This is a genomic window from Cryptosporangium minutisporangium, from assembly GCF_039536245.1.
GTDB lineage: Bacteria > Actinomycetota > Actinomycetes > Mycobacteriales > Cryptosporangiaceae > Cryptosporangium > Cryptosporangium minutisporangium.
In genome coordinates this window covers 1-21064 of the sequence record NZ_BAAAYN010000042.1, presented here as the reverse complement: position 1 = coordinate 21064, position 21064 = coordinate 1, and the positions used below count along the sequence as shown (strand labels likewise).

Below are 21064 nucleotides of genomic sequence, written 5' to 3'. Positions count from 1 at the left end.
TCGGCTGCTTCATCCCGCGTCAGCTGGAGCGGCCGTCGCCGACCTTGGCGCCGAGTGCCGCGAGGGTGTCCGCGAACGACGTCGTCAGCGAGTCGAGCAGTGCCGCGCCTTTCTCGCTGGTTGCCAGCGAGGGTCGGCCGATGACGCCGCTGTCGGAGTAACCGCGGACTCCCTGAACGAGCAGGTCCGGTCGTTCGGTGGTGTGATCGGCTGACCGATAGTCCGGCCCGACCAGGTCCGGATCTAGGTGAAGGAGCAGGGACGTCTCGATCTCGCCGGCATGCATGTCGTCGTGGGTGGAGCTCGTCAAGCCCGCAAACTGGCGGGCATGCTCCCATTGGTGACGACCGGGGAAGAGCGCCATCCGCGGCTCCCGGACATTCGCCTGCTGCACGACGTTGGACAGGACGTAGTTGCCGCCGTGCCCGTTGACGAGCACCAGCTTGCTGATGCCTGCATCGTCCAAGGACGCCGCGACGTCGGAGATGATCGCCGCAAGCGTGGTGGCACTGATGGATGTCGTTCCTGCCCAGCCAACATGCTCGTGTGAACACGAGATCGTGATGGGCGGCAGCAGCAGGAGGGGGTACGCGTCGCCGATGCTCCGGCTGATTGCGCAGGCGATGATCGTGTCCGTAGCCAGTGGAAGGTGGGTCCCGTGCTGCTCGAAGCTGCCCACCGGCAGTACGGCGACGTCGGCGGCTCGGGCTTCCTCGTCGGCGGTCGTCGCGGTGGTCAGAAGATCCATGTATCACGCGTCCTGTCAGGGCATTGACGGTGCTTGTGCGTATGCGGCGCGGAACTCGATGCTTGTCGAGCTGTCTGAGGGCTCCAAACGGGCGTACAGCTTCCGGATCGCGCGCGTGGCGCGCGCGGAGGGGCCATACCCGGTGAGAGTGAGCGCGCGCGTTCCTTGGGCGGCGGCCTCGTCGCACCGTCCAGCAGCTAGGTAGGCCTGACCCAGCCACGCGCGGGTCAACGCTTCGTCCTGCCGATAGTTCGCCGGCCAGTCCGCCAGCGCCGCCTCGAAGCCGTGGATGGCTTGCTGGAGATCGCCGAGGAGCAGAAGGCAGTAGGACTCGTAGGCGGCCAGGTACTGGCGGCTGGCGTGCGCGCCGATGGTGTTCGGATCGTCGACGTCGACCTCGGCAGCCTGGTCCACGAGCCGGTGCGCGTGAGCGAAAGCAGCTGAGCACCGTTTCTGGTCGTGGCGCAGCGCGTGGCCTTGCGCCTGCCGGATCGCGCACAGGGCTCGGTCGCGTCTGCTCAGTTCAGGGGCGTCCGCCGCCCGTTCGGCGAGGGCGAGTGCTCGTTCGGCTTCGCCGTGGTCGGCGGCGTGCTGAGCTTGGCGCATTCGTACGTACGCGGCTGTCGGCCGTGCGTCGGCTCGCTCGGCGAGAGTCAACGCCCGGTCCAGCCACTGCACAGCGGCAGGCCGCGCTCCGGCGTTCTCGGCGGTCCAGCTGCAGAACTCCGCCCAGCGGGCCTCGACGCGCAACAACTCTGTCACGGCCGTGCCTGAGCTGCGCCCGCGGTGCTCGCGCACGAGGCCGAACTCGCCCTGGGCGACCTCGTAGACCGCGGATGCGCCCAGGAGGTTCTCGTGGTCGGACAGCATCCGGAGCAGGGCGTCCCAGTGCTGAATCAGTCTGGGATCAGCGTCTTCGATCGGCGCTGAATGCGACGCGGCGATCGGGTGACTGCTCCGTGCCGCTGAGGCGCGGCGTTCCAGGTCTTCGAGGGACACGTCGAGCGTGGCAGCGATCGCAGACAGCCACCCGTCCGGGACGCGGATTCCACGCTCCCACCGGGAGACTTCGTTCCGCGTGAGGCTCTGAGCGCCCGAATACCGGTTCAAAGCGTTCGCCCACGAGGCTTGGGTGAGGAAACCAGCGGCTTTTCGCATCCGCACGAGGTCCGCGCCGAACTGGGCGCGCTGCCGGCTCACCACCAGCGTCACCTCCAATGCTCAGTCGGCTGGTTTGACACGGAGCATCTCACTCTGGACCGTTCCGCACGGGGGCTGACGACCAACTCGGGTGGCGCGTCGTCGTCTGCGATCGGGTGCTGTGCAGCCGCTTCCACCATTGCATGAATAAGGCTCGTTGCCGGACGTCGTGACGGAAGCTGGACGGGCCGTTGACCGCGATCGCGAGGAGCCCCGGATGCTCGAGGGATCGCCGTTGGTGTTGCCGCTGGGCGCCGGCCGCGTCGTTGTCCGTCGTCCGGCGGTTGGTGACGAGGACGCGTTGGTTCGGCTGTTCATCAGTCCGGAGGTGAGGCGTTACCTAGGCGGTGGGCTGGAGGTCGGCGTCGCGAGGAAGCGGGCTGAGCGGATGACTGCCGTGCCGTCGGGTGACTTCGTGATCGTCAGCGCGATGGACGGTGCGGTGCTCGGCAGCGGCGACGTGCGTCGCAAGCGCGGTCCATGGGAATTCTCCTACCAACTGCTCCCGCAGTTTTGGGGGCGCGGCCTGGCGAGCGACGCTGTGCGCGCGGTCGTCGTCGCATTCCACGCGGTGAAGCCCGACGACGTCCTGATCGCGGTCACCCAGGATGGCAACCACCGTTCGCGGGCGTTGCTCGAGGGGCTCGGTGCGGTGCCGGATGGCACGTTCGAGGAGTACGGGGCGGCGCAGCGTCGATATGTGCTCCGCCGCGGCGATGTGTCCGCTGCAGACGCTGGGCGCTCAGGGCATCCGCCAGTGACTGTGCGGTTGGCGACCTCGTCCGACGTGGATGCGGCCGGCGAGCTGACCGAGCAGGTGTATCGAGTGGGCGGCTGGGCGGGCGAGGCGTACGCCAGGGAGCTGCGTGACGCGCGCACCCGGATGCGGCAGGCGCTGCTGTACGTCGCTGTCCTGGATCGGCAGGTCGTCGGAACCGTCACGCTGGCCCTACCGGGCACCCGGCTCGCCGAGATCGCGCGGGACCACGAGAGCGAAGTACGCATGCTCGCCGTCGCGGAGCACGTCCGAGGGCGCGGCGTCGGGACCCTGCTCCTCGCCGTCTGCGAAGCCCGCAGCCGCGAGGCCGGCCTGACGGGCGTCGTCCTCTCGACCGAGACCGACATGCACGCCGCGCACCGCCTCTACCACCGCCGCGGTTACCGACGCGCCTACGAGCGAGACTGGCGGGTGGCCGACTTCGACATGCTCGTCTATCACCGACCGATACCCAGTCGATGACGACGCGGCCAGTCGAGTGCCGGTCGCCGTCGCCGGAACGTAGCCGTCCTGCTGGTGGCTAACGTGCCTGACCCTGAGGCCGAGCACGCGTGATGACCGCTCGCGCGATGCGGGAGCCGACGAGGCGCTCGGCAGTTGCGAGCGGGTACCAGGCGGCTCCGGTCACGTGCGGTCAGGTGACAGTCACGCTGGGAGGGCAGCCACTAGGGTCGGCGCCATGCTGCAGCTCAACGGCCGCGATGTCACCGCTGCGGAGATCAGCGGCCTGGCGCTCTACAACTACGGTCACTTCACCTCGATGCGGGTCGAAAACTCGCGTGTCCCCGGGCTGTCGCTGCACCTGGAGCGGCTCCGCGCGGACTGCGCCGCGGTCTTCGGCGCCGATCTTGACCTGGACGCCGTCCGCAATCAGCTGCGGGAAGCCGCGTCGGAGGCCCAAGGCCCAGTGATCGTCCGAGTAACGGTCTACGATCCCAACCTGGACTTGGCCCATCCCGGCGCGGACAGCCACCCGCACATCTTGATCTCCAGCCGCCCTGCGGCGGCGGCTGCTCCTCCGCTGCGGCTGAAGACCGTCCGATACACCCGGGACCTGCCGGAAGTGAAACACGTCGGGCTGTTCGCGACCATGCATGCGCGGCGGGCTGCCCAACGGGCTGGATGGGACGACGTGGTGTTCCTCGATCCGGATGGTCGGGTCACCGAGGGGGCGACGTGGAACATCGGCTTCCTCGACCAGAACGATCGCGTGGTTTGGCCCGATGCTGAGGTCCTGCCCGGCGTGACGATGCGTCTGCTCGACGGTCTTCTCCAGCAAGCCGGCACGCCCAGCCGCAGCGCGCCGCTGACAGCTGACCTGTTCGGGCAGATGACGGGGGCGTTCGCGGCCAACGTCTCGGTGGGCGTGCGGCCGATCAGCAGCATCGACGATCATCGGTTCGACGACGCCCACCCCGTACTGACCGCTCTGCGCAAGTCCTACTTCGCGGTGCCGGGCGAGCCGATCTGACTCATCCTGACGCGAACGCGTTGGCGGCCTCTGCGCGCGCGAACGCGGCCTCCAAGTCGCGCCCGGGGCGCAGGCGCAGCGGAAGCCGGTGTCCTCATCGAACATCCCGGCCGATGCGTCGTTGACCGCGAAGGTGCGCGCCATGTCCAGCGAGCTGGTGAAGGCGCTCCCGCGGAGCGCGAAGCGGCCCGGGGTCGTCTCGGTCGTGCACCACTCCCAGAGGGACCGCCCAGGGTTCGGTTGACTCCTAGGCCTGATGCCGTGGCCTCGCTGGGAGGATCAACGTCATGCCCAAGCCGTTCCCGAAGGAGTTCCGGGCTGATGTCATCGCCGTCGCCCGTCAGGGCGACCGCTCGATCGCCGAAGTCGCGCGCAGCTTCAGGATCTCCGAGTCGTGCCTGAACCGCAGGCTCAAGATCGCTAGCCGCGAAGTTGCCCTGGCCGGTACGTCGGCCTCGTCGTCGGCGAAGCCGGCTCCCTTCGTAAGGAGGTGTCCGGCCAGGAGTGTCGAGTGCTGGTGGTGGCGGCAGTAGGCGTTGGGCGGGGCCTGGGGCTTGTGTGCCTGCGCCGGCCGCGGTCGGCGGGCCGGCCGTGCGGGCCGATGGGCGCGTCCATGCGGCGTCGGCAGAACGCCGAACCTGATGAGGCCGATCAGGGCGGTAGCGGCGAGGCGGGACCGGTGTGCCCGGGTTGGCGTCTGGGCGGCAAGGAGGTCTCGTTCGGTGATCAGGCGGGGACTACCGAACATGTGGGAGACGATCCAGTGTTGGCCGGGATTCCAACGCTGCTGTCCGACGGCGCCAGTGTTGTCCCCTCGATGTGGTGGCCGCCTTGGCGGGTCCAGAGCTGTCGACCGGTGTATGGGGCGCCGACGGTTGCGCACGGCCGCGGACTTCGCTGGCGGGTCAGGACAACTGTCCGAGCGCGCCGAGGAGGTGTCCGGTTGCCGCGTTCTCTGGCCACGGGTCGGTCGAGCTTCGGACTTCGGGTTGTCCGTTCGGATGAATGAGGATCGCGAGGACGACGTCATCAGGGCCGAGGGTCTTGGAGGCCATGCCGGAGAAGCCGTTGCGTGTCGCGATGACGTTGAGGACCGGCTGTCCGAACGGTTGGTCGGGGTAGCGGGGCAGAAGGACGTTGAGCGGGGTGGCAATGGGCAGGTTGAACGCGCTCGTGAGGTGGCCGCCACTGATATAGGGCGCGGAGTAGGACAGGATTCCCTGCACTCTGATCTCCTGCGCGTTTGCGGCCTGGGGCCGACCGACACCGTCGACAGCGACGGGAAAGAGTAGGTAACTCACGCACCATGCCTCGGGTTTGAGGATCGTGTTCCATCCACGGGCAGCGTCCAGTGAGCCCGTCGTCGGTACGACCGGCCATCCGGGCGGGGTGAATCCGACCTCGGCCGTCCATCCCATGGTGACCGACTGCGGGGTGGCGCTGGTGACCGAGAGTACGAGGTCGCCGCCGCCGGGTCCGAGCGCCGCTGAGACTGGGCTACCGCCTTGGTTCGGTCTGATCGTCAGGGTTGTCGTGCCGACGAGGGCGCTGCCCATCACCACCACGCGGCCGCTCACCGTTTGCTGGGGATCGATGACGCGGATATCGGCTGGTCCTCGTGCAGCGAGCAAAACCCCGACGGGAGTGTCCAGGCGGCGTGGCTCCAGACCAAAGCCCTGAGTGGTGAAACGCGGCGTGGTGGCGCTGACGCGAAACACGCCGGGCAGGGTCGAACCTGCACCCTGCTGGAGCGCGTTCATCCACGTCAGTGCGGCTACCTCGGTCAGTTCTACGATGACGATGGCGGTACCGGCTATCGCGGAGGCGGCGATCGACGATTCCCCGACGGCCACGCCAGGCGGTAGCTCGAGCGTGATCGTCAAGCTCGCCCGGGTCTCGGGGACGAAGGTCCAGCTGTTGTCGATAGCGGTCCGACGGGACAGATCGGTGAGCCAGCTTTGCTGATTCCGGGCCAACTCATCGAGGGTCTCCTCGGCGTAGGCGCTGACGACGAAGACGGCCGTGGCGCCGCAGACCCGGATCGACCCGTCGGCGCTGAGGACTTTCTGCACCGTGAGGGAGAACGTCCGGAGGCTGAGCCGGGTCGACCCGACCACGACCATTCGTTCTTTCGGGAACGGTTGGATGCGGAAGTTCCCGTTCAGGAGTGGTTCGTCGTCGGACGGGGGGCTCGGCGGCAGAGGCTGAGCGGGCACCGGCCCGATGTCCCAGGCCGGGCGGGTGAGCCAGGCCGCCGTGAATCCGAGTGAGTCGGTGGTGACGCGACTGGCCGTCAGCGTCCGGAGGGGCCTTGCGAGGACGGGGCTGTCGTTCATGACGTGGGGTGCGCTCCAGTCGGTACCTCGGCCAGGGTGTGTGTCTCCTCGAAGACTGGTGCGGCCGGGTGACCGAGGTCGGGGTAGAGGGGCCGGTAGAGGGCGTGAAGCTCGTTTCCGGTCACGCCCAGCACCAGGTCCAGGCCCGCGAGGTGGGCTGTACCGGCGGCGGCCAGCTGTTGGCGGAGCGGCTCGGGGACGACCTGGACGACGCGCCTTCGGCCGCCGCGGGCGACGGTGACTCGATCGACACCGTCTCGTCCGGACTCGAGCGCCAGTATGCGGCCGCGGGTGTAACGCAGCTTCCGGTCGGCGGCGACCTGCGCGCGCCAATCGGACCAGGGCTGGACGCGGTGCACATCGATTCGAACGGTGCGATCGAAGTCATGGCCGCCGGAGTCGGTGCCGACGGCGTGGATCGTCAGATCACCGACGACCGGTGTGGGTCCGCCGGGCAGGGGGAGTACCTGACCGAGCGCCGGAACAGGCGCGGCGGTTCGCTGCGCTTCGGGAATCGTCTGCCCGCTGTTGTCCAGTCGTCCAGGGACGGCGCGGATGACGGTGGCGCGTGGGTACTCGCTGCGCGGGCCAGTGTCGGTACCAGTCAGGCGGGGCGGCTCTACGGTGAGCTGCCGAAGGAGGTGTCCGGGCGGTCCGGCGACGCGAAGCATGGTGCGGTCGGCGGTCTCTGCTCTCGCGCCGGACGCCGTCGGCGTGTGGCCCGCCGCCAGGCGTGTCCCACCCACCGCCCATGCCTGAGCGCGGACAGGCTGCTCCCAGCCCTCCGCGCGAAGTTCCCACTGCCCGGGTAGACCGCTGGCTGCCAGGTGTGCGAACTCCACCGCGCCCGTGCGCACGGCGACCCTGATATCAGCGCCATCCTGAGGGGCCGCGTCGAAGGGCCACGTGATCTCCGTGCCGTCGGCGGCCCGCAGCACCAGGGTGCCGGATCGCTCGGCGAGTTCGCCCTCGACACGGACGACGATGCTGCGATCGGCGGGCACGACCCCGAAGGAGAAGCGTGTGCCGGTCGCGGTGGTCTCCTGCGAGACGAGGATTCGTTGAAGGCCGCCAGAGTCCGTCATCGCTTCGCTGAGGACGTCGGGCAATTGGTTGTGCCCGGCGGCCAATCGATACTTCGCTGAGGCGCCGGGACCGATCCGTTGGGCGAGAAATGCCAGGACGCTGGCGTCGTCAGACACGATGGTGAGCGTCGCGGCTGCTGCGAGCGTCCGGAGGGCGTGGAGGTCCGCGACCTGTGCTCGTGTACCGGAGCCGACGAGCAGGATCGCGCACGCATGCGCGGCAGGTGACGGCGGCTCGACGTCGTCGCATGGGGGTGAGCGGACGGCACTGAGGAGGGAGGAGATCGCTGCTCCCAAACCGGTAGCGGCCTGATCGGGGGCAAACGCGGCGTATGTCGAACCGATCGCGATACGGTGCCCGGCGGTGTCCAGCGCACCAGCGGTGACCGCCGTCGCCGTTGCGATGAGCGCGTCGGGGGCCAGCCCGTCGCGTTCGGCATCCGCGCCGACGGTCGCGGCGGGCGTCTCCGTCTCCCACCACGCTGCGTCATCGGGTAGCCGGTCAGGAGGCAGGGACACGGCATCCCTGCCGCCGGCCGAAATCTCGGCGAGAACTCGGTCACCGTCGGCGGAGTCGGCCGACCAGTGACGCACGGCGCTCGGGTCGGCGGGGCGGAACGACTCGGGGTCTGCGGTCACCGCGACGACCGTGGGCGTGGCTGCACTGTCTACCACCGCGTTGGTGATCACGAGCGCGAAATCCTGGCCAGGCTCGATGTATCGGCCGGTCCGGCAGTCAGCGACCACACGGAGAGCGTTCACCGTGACGGTGAGCTCTCCGCCGACGGTACCCGGCGCGAGGACGATGTTCTGCAGGTTGTCCGCGCCCTCCGGCAGGAGTTTGCTCGCCGCGGTTGCCAGTGCCGCGTCGTCGAGCGTGACGCCCTCGCGGAATCGATCGGGCAGTCCTTGATAGCGACGCCCGTTCGTGGTGACGCGGAGGGCAAGCCGATTGACGATCGGGGAGAGCTCCGCCGAGGCGCCGGTGCCGACAGCCCCGGGGGGATCGGTCCAGGCAAGGGTGACCTTGACCGGCCGGCGTGGATCGGCCACCCGCAGCGTCCAGCGGCGTTCTTGCCCGGCCAGCGTCATGCGGTCGCCTTCGTCGGCGATGACGCGAGCCACCGCCGGATCGAGGATGTTCGCGAGATTGAGCCGTCCCCATCCCTGCTGGCTGTTGGGCGGAGATCCGGCGCCGCGCATGGGCTCGGCGCCGTTGACGATCAGCGCTCGGAGCAGCGCTGGAGAGGGCGGCCGGTCGGGGTGTGTACGGAGCCACCATTGCGCGAGCAGCGCGCAGGCGCCGGCTGTCTTAGGACTGGCGCCGGAGGATCCGCCGCCCCAGGTGATCAGCGGATTGACGTACTCGGGTTCGCCGGCATGGCAGTCGTAGTTGGCCGACGCGGTCCATTCGCCGGGCGCGACGACATGGGGCCGTACTCGTCCGTCGCCGCAGTTGCCGTGGCTCGAGCCGTGCAGACCGGTGTAGACCTCGCTGATGTCGTCGCTCTGGATGCCTCCTGCGTTCGGGCGGAAGCTCTCGGAGTTGCCGGTGACGAGGACGTTCTTCGCGGCCTTCGGCCGGGTGAGACCGGCGGCGCCTGAGTTCCCGGCGCTGAAGCAGACGACGAGGGGCGCTGGCGTTGTCGCGGCCGGATCGGCGTTCCGGACGAGTGCGTCGTAGAGCGCTTCGTCGGATCCGTAGCTCATCGGATCAGCCGGTTGCTTGCCCCAGGAGTTGTTCTGCACGGCGAAGAGCCCCGCCGCTTCGCCCACGGTTTGCCGGCAGAGTTCCTCGGCGGAGAGGCTCTTCCACTGTGAGAGCACCTGCGCGGCGGGTGCGATGCCCAGGCCGTAGATGAGGCCCTCATCGTCTGTGGATTCGCGATAGTCCCCCGCGGCGTGTCCGGCGACCATCGTGGCGTGCCAGTCTTTGCGGCCGCCGGTTAGGTCTCTGACGCGGCCGGTGAACGCCGGATGGCTGACGTCGACCCCACTGTCGACGATGCCGATGAGGGCTCCGCGTCCGTCGAGGTCCAGGTCGCGCAACCACCGAAGATAGGAGCCTGCGGGGTGCCCGGCAGCGTCGTAGAGACCCGCGACGATCAGTCCGGCCTGTTCATCTTCAGGTACCGGCGCGACGAAGTCCTCGACGGCGAGGACCTGCGGGTGTTGCAGCAACGCCCGTTGGCTGTCGGACTGGATGCGGGCGCGGAAGCGGATGCGTGCGTGGTCAAGGGTGTCGTTGCCTGCGCCGTCGAGGAGGACGACGCCGGGAACAGCGCCGATTTCGGCGGCGATGACGGCCCGCTCACCGGCGGAGGCAGCCACCACGATCACGACGTCGTTCCCGGCTTCACCGAGTGACTCCAGCTGCGGTTTGAACTCGGGGAGCAGGTCGGTGACTGTGGCGACCGCCGATCGGTTCCCGCTCGTGGTGATGTCCGTACGCGCGCGGTGGAACGCCGAGAGCGGGCCGCGACAGAGATAGCTGTTCTCCGGCTGGTAGCCGATGATCTGTAGTCCGAGGTCGTGGAGGCGCGCCGACCAGCGGGCGTCGACTGGCTCGAGGAATTCCACGAAGGCGGTGACCATCCGGTCGCGTGTTGCTTCCGACGCCGGGTCGTCCGTGGGCTCGAGCGTGCGCCGGGCGCGGGCGAGAAGTGCCTTGCTGGCGTTCGGCAGGCGCAGCCGTGACTTGGTTGTCGGTGCGGGCACGCGGGCGACCCTCTCGTGTGGATAAGACCGGTGCGCCGCGGGCTGCGGCGCACCGGAGGATGGGCGGGGCTGCAGCGGTGCTCAGACGGTGAGCGGCGTGTAGATCCGTTCGGCGAACTCGCCCGCAGGTTCCATGTAGACCTTCACGTCGCGACTGTCGTGCTCGAACGCGCTCCAGTTCTCCGAGCTGCGCAGCCCGATACGTTGCGACGTGCCGTCCGGGAGCCGCAGCCAGAGGGCCGGTCCCGGTGATCCGTACTCGATTCCGATGGTCCGGCCGCTGATGACGCGTCCCTGACCGTTGCTCGACGGGCCGCGATTCGATCCGTTCCGGCCGGCCCGGGTCGTCTCCGGGGCCGGCGAGCCGGCTGGGCCGCCGCTGAGCACGACCGGACGTCCCTGGCCGCGCACGAGGTCCGCGGCGAGGTTGTCGCTCTCCCCGAGGATGGTCTCGCTGGTGACGAGCTGGATGTCCCCGCCACGGGTGGCGAGGATGAAGACCGCCGAGTCGGTCTGCGGAATTACTTGCTCGCCGGCCCGCTTGAGCTGGCCACCGATGACGCCGAAGGCGCTGAACTTGGCGATGCCTGGCCGTCCGTCGGGATCGAGGGGGTAGGCGAACTCCACCGGTGCGCCGGCGTCGATATGCGCGGAGTCGCGCACCGGCACCGGTAGATGCGGACCTTCGTAGGAGACGTTGAGTACCAGGTAGTCCCCGGAGATATTTGCCGGGGGCATGAGGATCCGGTTGCCTTCACGGATGAACAGGAAGATGTCTTGCCGTCCGACGGATGCGGCCGACTTGATCACCATAGAGTTTCCTCGGTCACTCACGGGCCTGGACTGCCGGTGAACGACGACCGGCCACCTCGGCTTGTAGTTGATGTTGGTGTTGCAGGTGACGGTGACCGCGTTCGGGTTGGTGCTCACCACGGTGTAGCGCTGCTGGCCCCCCTCTGATCCGAAGACCGGCGCGACGGGCGAGCGGCCTTCACTCCAGGTCATCGACACTGCGGCGTTGGACAGCATCGGGTCGGCGTCAACGACGACCACCGAGTCGAAGGCCTGCTGAGCCGGGATTTCGGTCAAGCAGCTCTGCGGCAAGTCGCCGAGCAGAGCCGCCAGACTGACGTCCATCGTCTCGGTGAGCCAGGTAGTGCCGCGGAACTGAATATCCTGAACCAGGTCGATCGCGTCGGTCTTCTTCTGCCATTTGAGAGCGAAGTTGGCTCCACCGAAGATGCCACCACTCTTGTCGGGCTCCGCGGGAGCTACCTGCGGCATCGGCGCGAAGATCTGGTCGAACAGGATGGCCGTCGCCTGCTTGGTGAAGGTGGTGACCATCTCTTGCCGGTACTTCTCCAGTTCCGGTGGCAGTCCCTGGCCCTGGAACACCACCTCGACGCCACCGTTACGGCTCAACTCATCCCACGCCGCTTCGATTTTCGCGCTGCCACCGTAGAAGAAGCCGTTGTAACTGGCCTGCAGGGCAGCGGAGAAGTGGTCGAACACGCGTTGGCCGTGCACGCGGACGGTCGCGCCCATGTCCGGGACCCGGCGCAGATAGTCGAATTGAATGGTGATGTCGCCGGTGATTCGTGTGTGCTGCTTGATGCCTTGCGACCACTCGAGCGCACCTACCTCGGTCAGCGAGGCGAGGAAGGACAAGGAGCCACCAGGATTCCCTACATCCCGCTCGTTGTGCGCACGGTCGGGCTCTCCGGCGACGGTAGCCAAATTGAGGCGCGCTTTTCCCTTCTGGGTCGTCAGCGGTAGGAACCGTAGCTTCGCCGGGTCGTACCCCAGTTGACCGAGCCGGGCTTTCGCCTCGTCGATCGCCGCTTGGTCGAGCGGCGGGGCGGTATTGACGCCGATCGTCGCCGCGCCCGACGTGACCTTGACGCTTCCGTCGGCTGCCTGTGTCGTGTACGTCGTGACCGCGACCGCCGGCTGACCGTCGCGGTCGAGCATCAGCGTGGGTGTCTTGGCGACGTAGAGCACGACGTCTGGCTGGTCGCAAGCGAAGAGCCGGAAGTTTCCGGCGGACCCGAGTGTCCCGGCCAAGCTGACCGGAACGTTCTCGGTGAGGAAGGTCCCCATCATGTACCCCCGTGTAGAAGACTCAGTTTCTCGCGTGAACGATTGCGGCGCCTGCGCCGGCGCCCAGCCCGAAGTCCGAGTCGAAGTCCAGGAAGCTCTTCGACTCGATGACGCCGACTCCGGGTGGCCATGGGTTGTAAAGCGTCACCCGCGTTCCTTCCGCCGTGCCATCGCCCCGGATCCCGCCGAGGACCACGGCGTGGTACGGAGCGCCGATCTCGACGATCCAGATGGGGCCCCAGGCTTCGAGCATCCGAGCCCATTCCGCGGGCTCTGCGCTCCGCGGGCCCTCCTCAACCAGGTTCCACGCGTTGACGGCTGCACGGATCTGGCTCCAGCCGTAGCCGGTGCTCACGTCCATTCCTGCCTGGAGAGCCACCGCCTCCGCCGATCGGGATGCCCGGTCTCGCGCGCTCACGACCATCGCGAGGGCCGCGGCCCAGCACGACACGTCCGTGGGCTGCGGGATCAAGACGACGTCGGTGATGACGTCAATCTCGCGGTCGGCCTCCGCCCTCGGCGCTGAGCGCCAGGTGACCAGCGGACGCGATTGGCCGGCGCGGAGCTGCTCAGCCACCGGGTCCGACTCGCTGGGGAGATCGGCGGGATTCACAACCCTGAGCGTGTCGCCGGTGACGAGGAGATAGATCGACTCCGCAGTGGCGTCCACGGGCACAGACGCCGTGATCAGTTTTCCGCCGACGGTCCCGAGTGCGGTCAGATGAAGACTGCCCGTGGGTGAGCCAGGCGGGACCGGATAGGTCAAAGTCAGCGGCACGCCGGTCGTGATTCGTGCTGCTCTCCGGATCGGCGGCGCTCCACCCGGCTGGTAGAGGGCGGTGACTGTGATGACGTCCCCGCTACCGTCCTCGCTGCCGGTCGTCAGGATCTGGCCGTCGCGCTGAGCGTAGAGATAGATCGTGTGCCGTCGGATCCACGTTCCCGGGCGCAGATCCACCGATAGGCATCCAGCGGCGTAGGCCGCGACGCCCGCCACCTCTACGGCCGAGCTGTCTGGATCCGCGAACAGAACGCGTGCGTGATAAGTCGCCGTAACCTGCTCGGGACGTTCCGCGGCAATCGCGACCTGGCGAGTCATGCCGGATCCGTCGCACGTGAACACTGCGGGCGGGCGGCCGTCGCCGAAGTCGAGCGAGACCTCGACCGAGGAGACCTCGGCGGCGGATTCCACGACCACCCGCGTCGGCACCGACGCGGTCGCATAAGTCGTGAGGACGTCGGCCGGATCGACCGTGCGGAGGAGCGTGGACAGTTCGCAATCCAGCGCGGCTGTCACCCAGGTCCATCCGGCCGCGGACACGCTGAGCGAGGTGTCTGGGACATCGGAGGGGTGCCGCCACCGCAGTTCATATTTCCCGGCTGGTTGCCCGTCGCTTCGAACCGGCACGAACAGCGCGCTGAATAGTTCCTCGTGCACCTGATCCATCAATCCGTCGGCGCGCTCACCCGTCGTGGGAGGGTCGATCGATAGGCCAAGTGCGCCGGCTGTGAAGAGACTGGACCACGCATCTGCGATACGCGCGGCGGTGGCGCGTGGTGGGTCGCCGACGGCCCCGCCCAGCTGCCGGGCCAGCTCGTTGAAAACTTGGGCTCCATGGATGGTGATCGTGACCGTGCCCGGCTTAAGCAGGCGCGGGTAGCGATAGGACATCCGGATGCTTCCGGCGACGGCGCCCCCGTCCGTGACGGCGGCGACCCATTCGCTCGCTCCCGCTGCGGTCAGCTCGAAGGTGGCCGTGCGCGTCGAGGTGAGCTCCGGCGCGAGCAGTCGCGCGGAGCGACGGTCCACGGTCGCAGTCAGTTGCAGGTCGCGCATCTCCAACGGCACGAATGACGGCGCATCCGCCACACTCGCACCCGCACACACCACTCGACGCCACTCACGATCGCGGCGGCATCGGTCAACATCGGAAAGGTCGTCGTCGAAGAATCCCAGTGTGGCTGATCCGCCGAGAGACTGATAGATCCCGTCACGCCACCGAAGATTCTGCGTGACGGCGGCCGCTGGCCTTCCGGTCGAGTTACGTCCGAGCCGCAGGGATGTCGGTGCGTACAGGACTACTCCACGCGCGTTGCTGGCCCACAGCCGGAAGTCATCGACGTCCCAGGACTGCGCATCGATGCCGATCCCGAGCTGCTCACGCAGTGCCGACGTCATGATTGCAGCCCTCTCTCTCGCTGAGACGGTCGGAATGACACGTCGCATCGCCTGTCACTAAAACGGTGCCCAAGCGATCGAGGTCGGCATGACACGCCGCGGTGAGCTAGATGCTTCTGAAATGTATCTGTGAACAGGTTCGACATTCGCGTGGGGCGTGCACTAGTGCATCGTCACGCTTCGGTTGGTGAACGGCTGCAGGAGGGAGATGTATAGGATCTGCTTTTTGGCGGACAATCGAGATCCCATGGCCATCGGTCACAGCGATCAGATGGCCGCAATGCGCAGGAAGGCGCTTATCGGCACCGTTCTGGACGGCCAATCAGATCAAGGTCGATCGGATCCGCTCCAGCGATGAGATCCCGATGCGGCCCAGCAAGGAGGCTCGTCGTCGGACCACTCTCATTCCGTGCCACGGCGTCACTAATTTGGCGATAGCCGATGTGGCAACGTTACCTCCCGTGTTTCCTAGGGTGCGGGCAGCTCGCTCGTGCTCGAGGAACCCGATGCTTTCCGGACATCTCGATCGGCCAAATCAGTAGTCCACGTATCCTCTTGGGAGGAGGATGCGTGGGGGTTATGTCCGTAGGGTGGCTGGTCAATTTCATCCCTAGCTAACCGGCGCTGCAGTGCCGAGTATTCATCAGCTGATTGGTCGTCAGTTCGCCGACAACACTCGTTCTTCAGGAGGGTGGCCACCAATCCAAAGATTGTACATGCGGTTGTAATTGCGCCTGCAAGGATCGAATGAACCTGCGCCAGTACGCCGACGATCAGGCAGCCAGCGACGGCAGTGAGGATTTTCTTTCGCCTTCTGATCGACTCAATTCTTGTCTTCTTCGCGAGCATGACGCTGCTCCATCGGCTAGTGCGGGTCTGTGCTTACCCGTGAAGCTTGAGCCGCGGTCCGGTCTTCACGCAAGCAATGAAGAAGCCACATCCGGGGTTGACAAGCGGCGGCGGACCACACGTGGGGGCGCGGGCGGCTAAACTCGTCCGGATGTCGCAGACGCCACTCTCCGAGACAGCAGAGAGCACCATCGAAGTAGGGTGTGCTGAGTTCAGAAATTCGGCGGCGAGCCTAATCTCTAGGGTCTCCGCTGGAAAGCTTCGAGCCGTGCTAATAAAAAACCGCGAAGAACATGTTGCGACGCTTACGCATCCTAGCCAGGTGCGACCGCTCCAACCTGTCTTTCGGCCGGGCGATGTGCAGGCTGCCGCGGCGTGTATTTTGGCCCTACTGCCGAGCGGCGGCCTCGACCGCGCCTATGCGACCACCAAAGTGCGCAAAGCTGGCCTCCGGTCGTTCGCGGGTGGCCTGATAACGCTCATATCCGAATTGCTAACTGAATTCAAGGCAAGCGCCCAGACGATAGGCGTCGATCTTCCGCTTTGCGATTTGATGATTTCGCGAGCGATGGATTTGTGTGGCACTATCAAAGTTGATTTTTCTCTAGTTGCCGGGGCTATCTGGGCGCTCCGCAGCGGCTATGACATGGCCTACTTCCGCAACCAGGTTGCTCTCTCGGTAGATATGAATGAGGAACTTGCCTGGATGTCAACCGCGCTCGCCATCGCCCTTACGATCGATGAGGCGCGCGACAGGGAGACGATTACCGATCTACTTGAGGTAATATCAGAACGCTACCGTTAATATAGGGTCTGATTCGGCTGGTCATGATTGCCAGTGCCCCGAGGCCATCCGATCGACAGGGAGTAGTTGAACGGTCGCTGCGTCCCGCCGAGCTCATGCTTGTCGGCCGAGCGCGCGTTTATGCGCGGAGCCGCGACTCGGTGCGGTCGTCGGCTACCGGGACTCGCGAGGGCGATCTGTGGGTCGTTGTAGTCGACTCGGCTCGGTCTGCCGGACCACGGCATCGCGTCAATCCCCGGGACGCCCCGAGTGACCTCTCGTCGGCTTGCGCGCGTCATTGCTCGTTGTGCTGGTAGACGGCAGTATTCGAACTGTGCGGTACGGCCTGACAGGTGCCCGGTCGCGGAGATGTCGAGTTCAGCAGCCCGACCATCGTGGCGCTCGACGCGGCCGAGGATCGGCTGCGATGGGACGGCAGCGCGGCGAGGACACCGGCCGCCTTCCGCTTGGCCACATGCGCGGCCGGGTCGAGTGAGCGTTCTGCCCTGAGCGTGCCGCCGCCACCGCCCGCCTAGCGAACTCGACGGCGGCAGCGGCCCACCTGCATGCGGCTGCAGCCGGCCGAGTGTGCGACGGCTGGGTGGTCTTCATCGGTCTTCGACCTACAGCGCAGACCGTCGCATTGACGACCATCGGCCGATGCAGACCGTGCGTCCGGCTGTGGCGCCCAGGCTCATGCCGCTGCCACCCTGAAAAAGGCCGACTTGTCCGGCGTGGCGTCGGAGCGAGCCACATCCTCAATGAGGTGGAGACATGCGCTCTCAGTACCGACGGTCGTTGTCCTCCGCGCTGGTCGCCCTCACGCTGGGCGCAGTCACGCTTGTCGGCGCACCCCCAGGCGCGGCCGCGACGCCGGACGGCACCAGTGGACCGGTCATCTACGACGGCGGCACCTGGTACATCCGCACCACGCCGACCAGCGGCCCGGCCAATCTGAAGTTCAGCTTCGGCCGTTTCAACAACGTCCGCGACCTGCCCGTCGTCGGGGACTGGAACGGAGACGGTTCGGAGACCGTCGGCATCGCCCGAATCGGCCCACCCGGCGACTTTCCCGGAACGTTCACCTGGCACCTCCGCAACAGCAACAGCAGCGGCCCCGCCGACATCAGCTTTGAGTTCGGTGTCCCCGCGCTCACCGATACCCTGCGCGGCCATCCCATCGTGGGCAACTTCGACCCCAGCGACGACGCGTACGAGGTCGGCTACGTCATCGCGGGCGACACCGGCCAGCTCGTCTGGACGATCCGATTGAACACCACCCCGAACTCGCCCGAGGTCACGTTCACCTACGGGCGGGCGGAGACCGATGCGCCGATCGTGGGCGACTGGGACGGGGACGGAGTGGACACCGCCGGCGTGCTCCGCGGCAACCAGTGGCTGCTCACCAACGCCCAGCGGCAGGGCGGCAGCGCGCAGACGGTCTTCGCCTACGGAACGACCAACCCGGCGATCCCCGAATTCGCGGTGTCTGGCGACTGGAACGGCGACGGCGCCGATACCCCCGGGCTCCTCCGCAACAGCCCACCCACCGAGCGCTCCGGCGGATACGAGAACTGGCTGATCACCAATGAGAACGCCACCGGCGCCGCCGATGCCACGTTCCGCTACGGCAGCGACGCGTTCCCCATCGAGACCGAAGAGCAAGGCAGCTTGCTGTTCCTGCCCCGCCTCACCATCGAAGTGACCTGAGCGGCGGCAAGGCGGCAGCCCGTCTACCCACCCTCGGTGATCCATGCCGCCACAACGGCCGCGTGAGCGATAAGGAAGGCCCTCGACGGTGTACCGGATGAACTGTCCGGCGTCCCAGTGTCGGTGCCGTGGGACCAGCCGGCGGTCACGGTGCGCGGGATGGGGAGATCGGCGTCGCTGACCTCGTCGCTCAGCGTGGCACGGGCTCAGGGGCAGCGGCCGGCGCGGCTGAACGGGAATGCCCCTGCGGCTTCGGATTCGCCACCGGCATCCTGGGCCGCGTGGACCTGCCCACTGGCATGCTCACGCTGGTCGTTTCGGCGCCGATCGAGGGATCGCGTCGCCACGGGACCGGCAGCTATTGCGGTGGCGTAGGGCGCTGCGCGCGCAGGACCAGGTCGTCGGCGGTGTCGCGCAATGAGCGGTGAGCGTCCTGAGCGATGCGCGTCAGCTCTCCGAAAGCCGCCTCCAGGGTTCCGCCGTGGCGGCCGAGGAGGATGCCGGTGGCTTGATCAATGACCGCACGGGAGCGCATGGCGGCGCGCATGTCTTCGATCAGCTGGGCGGTAGCGGTGTGGCGGTAGGAGTTCGCGAGGGCCACGGCCGCGTAGCCTGCGAACGCGAGGGCCAGGTCGACGGCCTCTTCGTCGAAGGCGCCGGAGCTGGTGGCGTAAAGGTTGAGGCCCCCGATGACCCGGTGCTGCACGGGACGCGGTACCGACAGTGAGCTGCGCGCTCCCTGCGCGTGGGCGCGGGGGGTGTAGACGGGCCAGCGGGTCTCGGTGTCCATGTCGGTGACAGTGATGATCTGTCCGCTGCGGGCGGCGTCTAGACATGGCCCCTATCCGGCCCGGTATTGGCCCTCGTCGAGCGCCAGGGCCCGGGTGCCGGTGTGAGCGACGGTGGTCGTCTGGTCCTGTGCGATGACGGTGATGGACACCTCGGCGGCCGCGGCGATCGTCTGGTGAGTGAAGAGTGTGATCGTCTGCAGAGTCTCACCGAGTGGCGGCTCGGTGACCGGAGTGCGCCCGAGTGCGGCGAAGGCCCGCGCGGGGTTCAAGACGTCGCCGCCCCCCGGCATGCCCACCGGGTCGATAGGTCTGTCGTGCATGTCGATTGCTCTCCACCGTGGGAACCCGCCCGTTAGCCGGGCGCCGCGTCGTGCGTGGTTGGGTCGGCGACCCGCGCGTCCGCTCGTGCGGACGCTGCCGGACGCGCCGTCTCCGGGACGGTTGGTCCGGTGGGGCCTACGGCCCGCACAGCGACACCCTCCGGGGTCTGGGGAGCAGACCTGACGATAACCCCGTATTGAGCGGTCGGCGCTGTCCCATACGCTCCGGCTGCGTCAGCGCACGCACACCAAGAGGCCGTGCCCTAGGCGCAGCCGACCGCGTACTGCATGCAGCATGCCACCGGCCCGTTCGCAGTCGTCCCGGCCCAACCGACGCCGGCCGCCCGGCACCCGCGGCGCGACGTCGAGACCGACGCCACCGGGTCCTTCGCTCACCGCAACGCCACCGGTGTCAGTACCGGACTACGGCATCCAGACCGACGGCCCGCAGCATGCGCACGACAGGTACCCGGGCGGGCAGGCAGATCAGATCCACCGTGTGGGCATTCGCGGCGAGCCGACCGAGCAGATTCAAGCCCGGCGCGCCGAAAAAAGTCACGGCATCCAGGTCCACGAACACGCTGTCGACGCCGCTGTCGGCGGCGCGGGCGGCGTCGGCGAGCCGGTCATACAGCACAAGGTCGATGGCGCCGGTCAACGTCACTCCCAGCGACGAATCCCATTTCCGCCACGTACACGTCGCAGCCATAGGGTCGGCTTCCTGCCGTTGCGGGCCGTCCCGGCCAGGCGGCCGCGTCCAGCTGCTGTGTATCAGGGTCGCCACGCCGGATCTACCCCGGGAAGCGACGGACCCAACCGGACGAACAGCTGCGTCCGTCTTTTTGCCCGGCGCCGGCATGGGTCACGAGGGCGAGGCGCCACTTCCATTGGTAGACCTCGCCGGAAAGCCGGAACGGCGGTCGTGTGTCAGGTCCGAGTAGAGCGGTACCGACGCCGCGTTGGGCGATGTCGAGGTTGACGTAGGTCGCGGTCGAGGAGGGCAGTTCCCACCAGTGGGCGGCTTGCTCGAGTTGGTCGGCGGAGTAGCGGGAAACCGTGAGGTGAAGAGGGTGCGCCGAGTCGACGACGGCGGTCCCGGCGGGTCCGGTGAGAACCGCGTGGTCGACGTCGCCTCGCGCACCGTTGCCTTGCGGGACGACGTACCGGACGGCGAGGTCGTCGACGCTGCTGTTCCAACGCCCGAACAGTGCCGACTTCCGCCGATCGGGGTAGTTCTCCCAAGGCCCGAGCCCGACCCACTCAGCCCGCTCGAACCCGTCGACGAGGCGGAAGCCGATTCCGACGCTCAGCCCGTCGCGCGTCCCCTCCGGGAGCCGCACCCGTTCGTCGAATACGTAGTCGCCGTGGGCGACCTGGGTCACGATTTGCCGGTGCTCGATCGTGTCGCCCCACGCGGTGGCGTAGTCGATTGACACGATCGTGGACTCGCCGTCCCGCGTGATGTCGACCCGCTGCGGTGTGAGGCGGAAGAATCCAGAGCGGATGAATCGGCTGTCGAGCGCGGACGAGCCGTCGTTGTCGGTCATCGGGCGCCACAGCGACAGCCGCGGTGGCTCAGCGAGCAGCGGGTGTTCGACCAGTCCCGTGGCGTTCACCGATGCCGGCTACGAGATCCTCGGCCGGTTCGACGACCAGGTGAAGATCCGCGGGTTCCGGGTCGAGCCCGGCGAGATCAGTGCCAGCCTGCTGCAGCATCCCCACGTGTCCGACGCGGCAGTGCACGTGCGCGGCACCGACGAAGACCCTCGCCTGGTCGCCTACCTCGCCGCGGCCCAGCGGCACGACGGTCTCGACGGCCAGCTGCGCATGTGGCTGGCGCAGCGACTTCCGCCGTACATGCACCCGTCCGCCTACGTGATTACCGACCGGCTGCCGCGGACCCCGACCGGAAAGCTTCAGCCCGACGCGCTGCCGGAACCGTCCGGCCCGGCGGGAGCGGGTACGGCAGTATCCGAGGCCGGGCACGGACCGGCC

At 67.6% G+C, this 21064-nt stretch carries 15 protein-coding genes and 2 pseudogenes; 6 read left to right on the top strand and 11 right to left on the bottom strand.

Going from position 1 to position 21064, the window contains the following annotated elements; all coding sequences use genetic code 11:
- Nucleotides 1-19: 19 nt before the first annotated feature.
- Nucleotides 20-748, bottom strand: a complete 729-nt coding sequence (locus ABEB28_RS29190; protein WP_345731454.1) for a creatininase family protein — start codon at nucleotides 746-748, stop codon at nucleotides 20-22.
- A 15-nt stretch (nucleotides 749-763) separates the two neighbouring features.
- Complete coding sequence (locus tag ABEB28_RS29185) at nucleotides 764-1960, bottom strand: helix-turn-helix domain-containing protein (protein WP_345731453.1); 1197 nt, start codon at nucleotides 1958-1960, stop codon at nucleotides 764-766.
- Between the two features lie 205 nt (nucleotides 1961-2165).
- Here ABEB28_RS29185 and ABEB28_RS29180 point away from each other — a divergent pair, with 205 nt between their 5' ends.
- The 3 genes and pseudogenes from ABEB28_RS29180 to ABEB28_RS29170 all read left to right on the top strand — a co-directional run.
- Nucleotides 2166-3188 (top strand): GNAT family N-acetyltransferase, encoded by a 1023-nt coding sequence (locus tag ABEB28_RS29180; RefSeq protein WP_345731452.1) that lies wholly within the window; start codon nucleotides 2166-2168, stop codon nucleotides 3186-3188.
- Between the two features lie 217 nt (nucleotides 3189-3405).
- Nucleotides 3406-4197, top strand: coding sequence for an aminotransferase class IV family protein (locus ABEB28_RS29175; protein WP_345731451.1), 792 nt, complete (start codon nucleotides 3406-3408; stop codon nucleotides 4195-4197).
- Between the two features lie 287 nt (nucleotides 4198-4484).
- A pseudogene (locus ABEB28_RS29170) lies at nucleotides 4485-4628 on the top strand (transposase); the annotation flags it as partial.
- 474 nt (nucleotides 4629-5102) lie between these two features.
- Here the strand turns inward: ABEB28_RS29170 and ABEB28_RS29165 are convergent.
- From ABEB28_RS29165 to ABEB28_RS29150, 4 genes are all read right to left on the bottom strand, one after another.
- Nucleotides 5103-6533 carry a hypothetical protein gene (locus ABEB28_RS29165; protein ID WP_345731450.1) on the bottom strand — a complete coding sequence of 477 codons (1431 nt, stop codon included), beginning with the start codon at nucleotides 6531-6533 and terminating at the stop codon, nucleotides 5103-5105.
- A complete protein-coding gene (locus ABEB28_RS29160) occupies nucleotides 6530-10336 on the bottom strand; it encodes a S8 family serine peptidase (protein WP_345731449.1) in 3807 nt (1268 codons plus the stop codon). The genes ABEB28_RS29165 and ABEB28_RS29160 overlap by 4 nt, the downstream gene beginning before the upstream one ends.
- A gap of 81 nt (nucleotides 10337-10417) precedes the next feature.
- A complete protein-coding gene (locus ABEB28_RS29155; RefSeq protein WP_345731448.1) occupies nucleotides 10418-12337 on the bottom strand; it encodes a hypothetical protein in 1920 nt (639 codons plus the stop codon).
- 121 nt (nucleotides 12338-12458) lie between these two features.
- Nucleotides 12459-14615, bottom strand: a complete 2157-nt coding sequence (locus tag ABEB28_RS29150; protein WP_345731447.1) for a papain-like cysteine protease family protein — start codon at nucleotides 14613-14615, stop codon at nucleotides 12459-12461.
- A 1000-nt stretch (nucleotides 14616-15615) separates the two neighbouring features.
- On the opposite strand from ABEB28_RS29150, the gene ABEB28_RS29145 reads away from it, so the two are divergent.
- On the top strand, nucleotides 15616-16269 hold the full coding sequence (locus tag ABEB28_RS29145; protein WP_345731446.1) for a hypothetical protein: 654 nt from the start codon (nucleotides 15616-15618) through the stop codon (nucleotides 16267-16269).
- Between the two features lie 753 nt (nucleotides 16270-17022).
- A complete protein-coding gene (locus ABEB28_RS29140; RefSeq protein WP_345731445.1) occupies nucleotides 17023-17958 on the top strand; it encodes a hypothetical protein in 936 nt (311 codons plus the stop codon).
- Between the two features lie 358 nt (nucleotides 17959-18316).
- Here the strand turns inward: ABEB28_RS29140 and ABEB28_RS29135 are convergent, their stop codons facing one another.
- The 5 genes and pseudogenes from ABEB28_RS29135 to ABEB28_RS29115 all read right to left on the bottom strand — a co-directional run bounded on the left by ABEB28_RS29135 (nucleotide 18317) and on the right by ABEB28_RS29115 (nucleotide 20685).
- Nucleotides 18317-18505 (bottom strand): ANTAR domain-containing protein, encoded by a 189-nt coding sequence (locus tag ABEB28_RS29135; protein ID WP_345731486.1) that lies wholly within the window; start codon nucleotides 18503-18505, stop codon nucleotides 18317-18319.
- A gap of 57 nt (nucleotides 18506-18562) precedes the next feature.
- Nucleotides 18563-18787 (bottom strand): annotated as a pseudogene (locus ABEB28_RS29130) (GAF domain-containing protein); the annotation flags it as partial.
- Nucleotides 18788-18799: 12 nt separating this feature from the next.
- A complete protein-coding gene (locus ABEB28_RS29125; RefSeq protein ID WP_345731444.1) occupies nucleotides 18800-19069 on the bottom strand; it encodes a hypothetical protein in 270 nt (89 codons plus the stop codon).
- 412 nt (nucleotides 19070-19481) lie between these two features.
- Nucleotides 19482-19727: a hypothetical protein gene (locus ABEB28_RS29120; RefSeq protein ID WP_345731443.1), complete on the bottom strand. Its 246-nt coding sequence runs from the start codon at nucleotides 19725-19727 to the stop codon at nucleotides 19482-19484.
- A 133-nt stretch (nucleotides 19728-19860) separates the two neighbouring features.
- A complete protein-coding gene (locus ABEB28_RS29115) occupies nucleotides 19861-20685 on the bottom strand; it encodes a beta-galactosidase small subunit-related protein (protein WP_345731442.1) in 825 nt (274 codons plus the stop codon).
- Between ABEB28_RS29115 and ABEB28_RS29110 the strand changes: the two genes are divergently transcribed.
- Nucleotides 20675-21064 (top strand): AMP-binding enzyme (locus ABEB28_RS29110; RefSeq protein WP_345731441.1); only part of this gene is annotated, 390 nt, incomplete at its 3' end. The two genes, ABEB28_RS29115 and ABEB28_RS29110, sit on opposite strands and share 11 nt — an antisense overlap.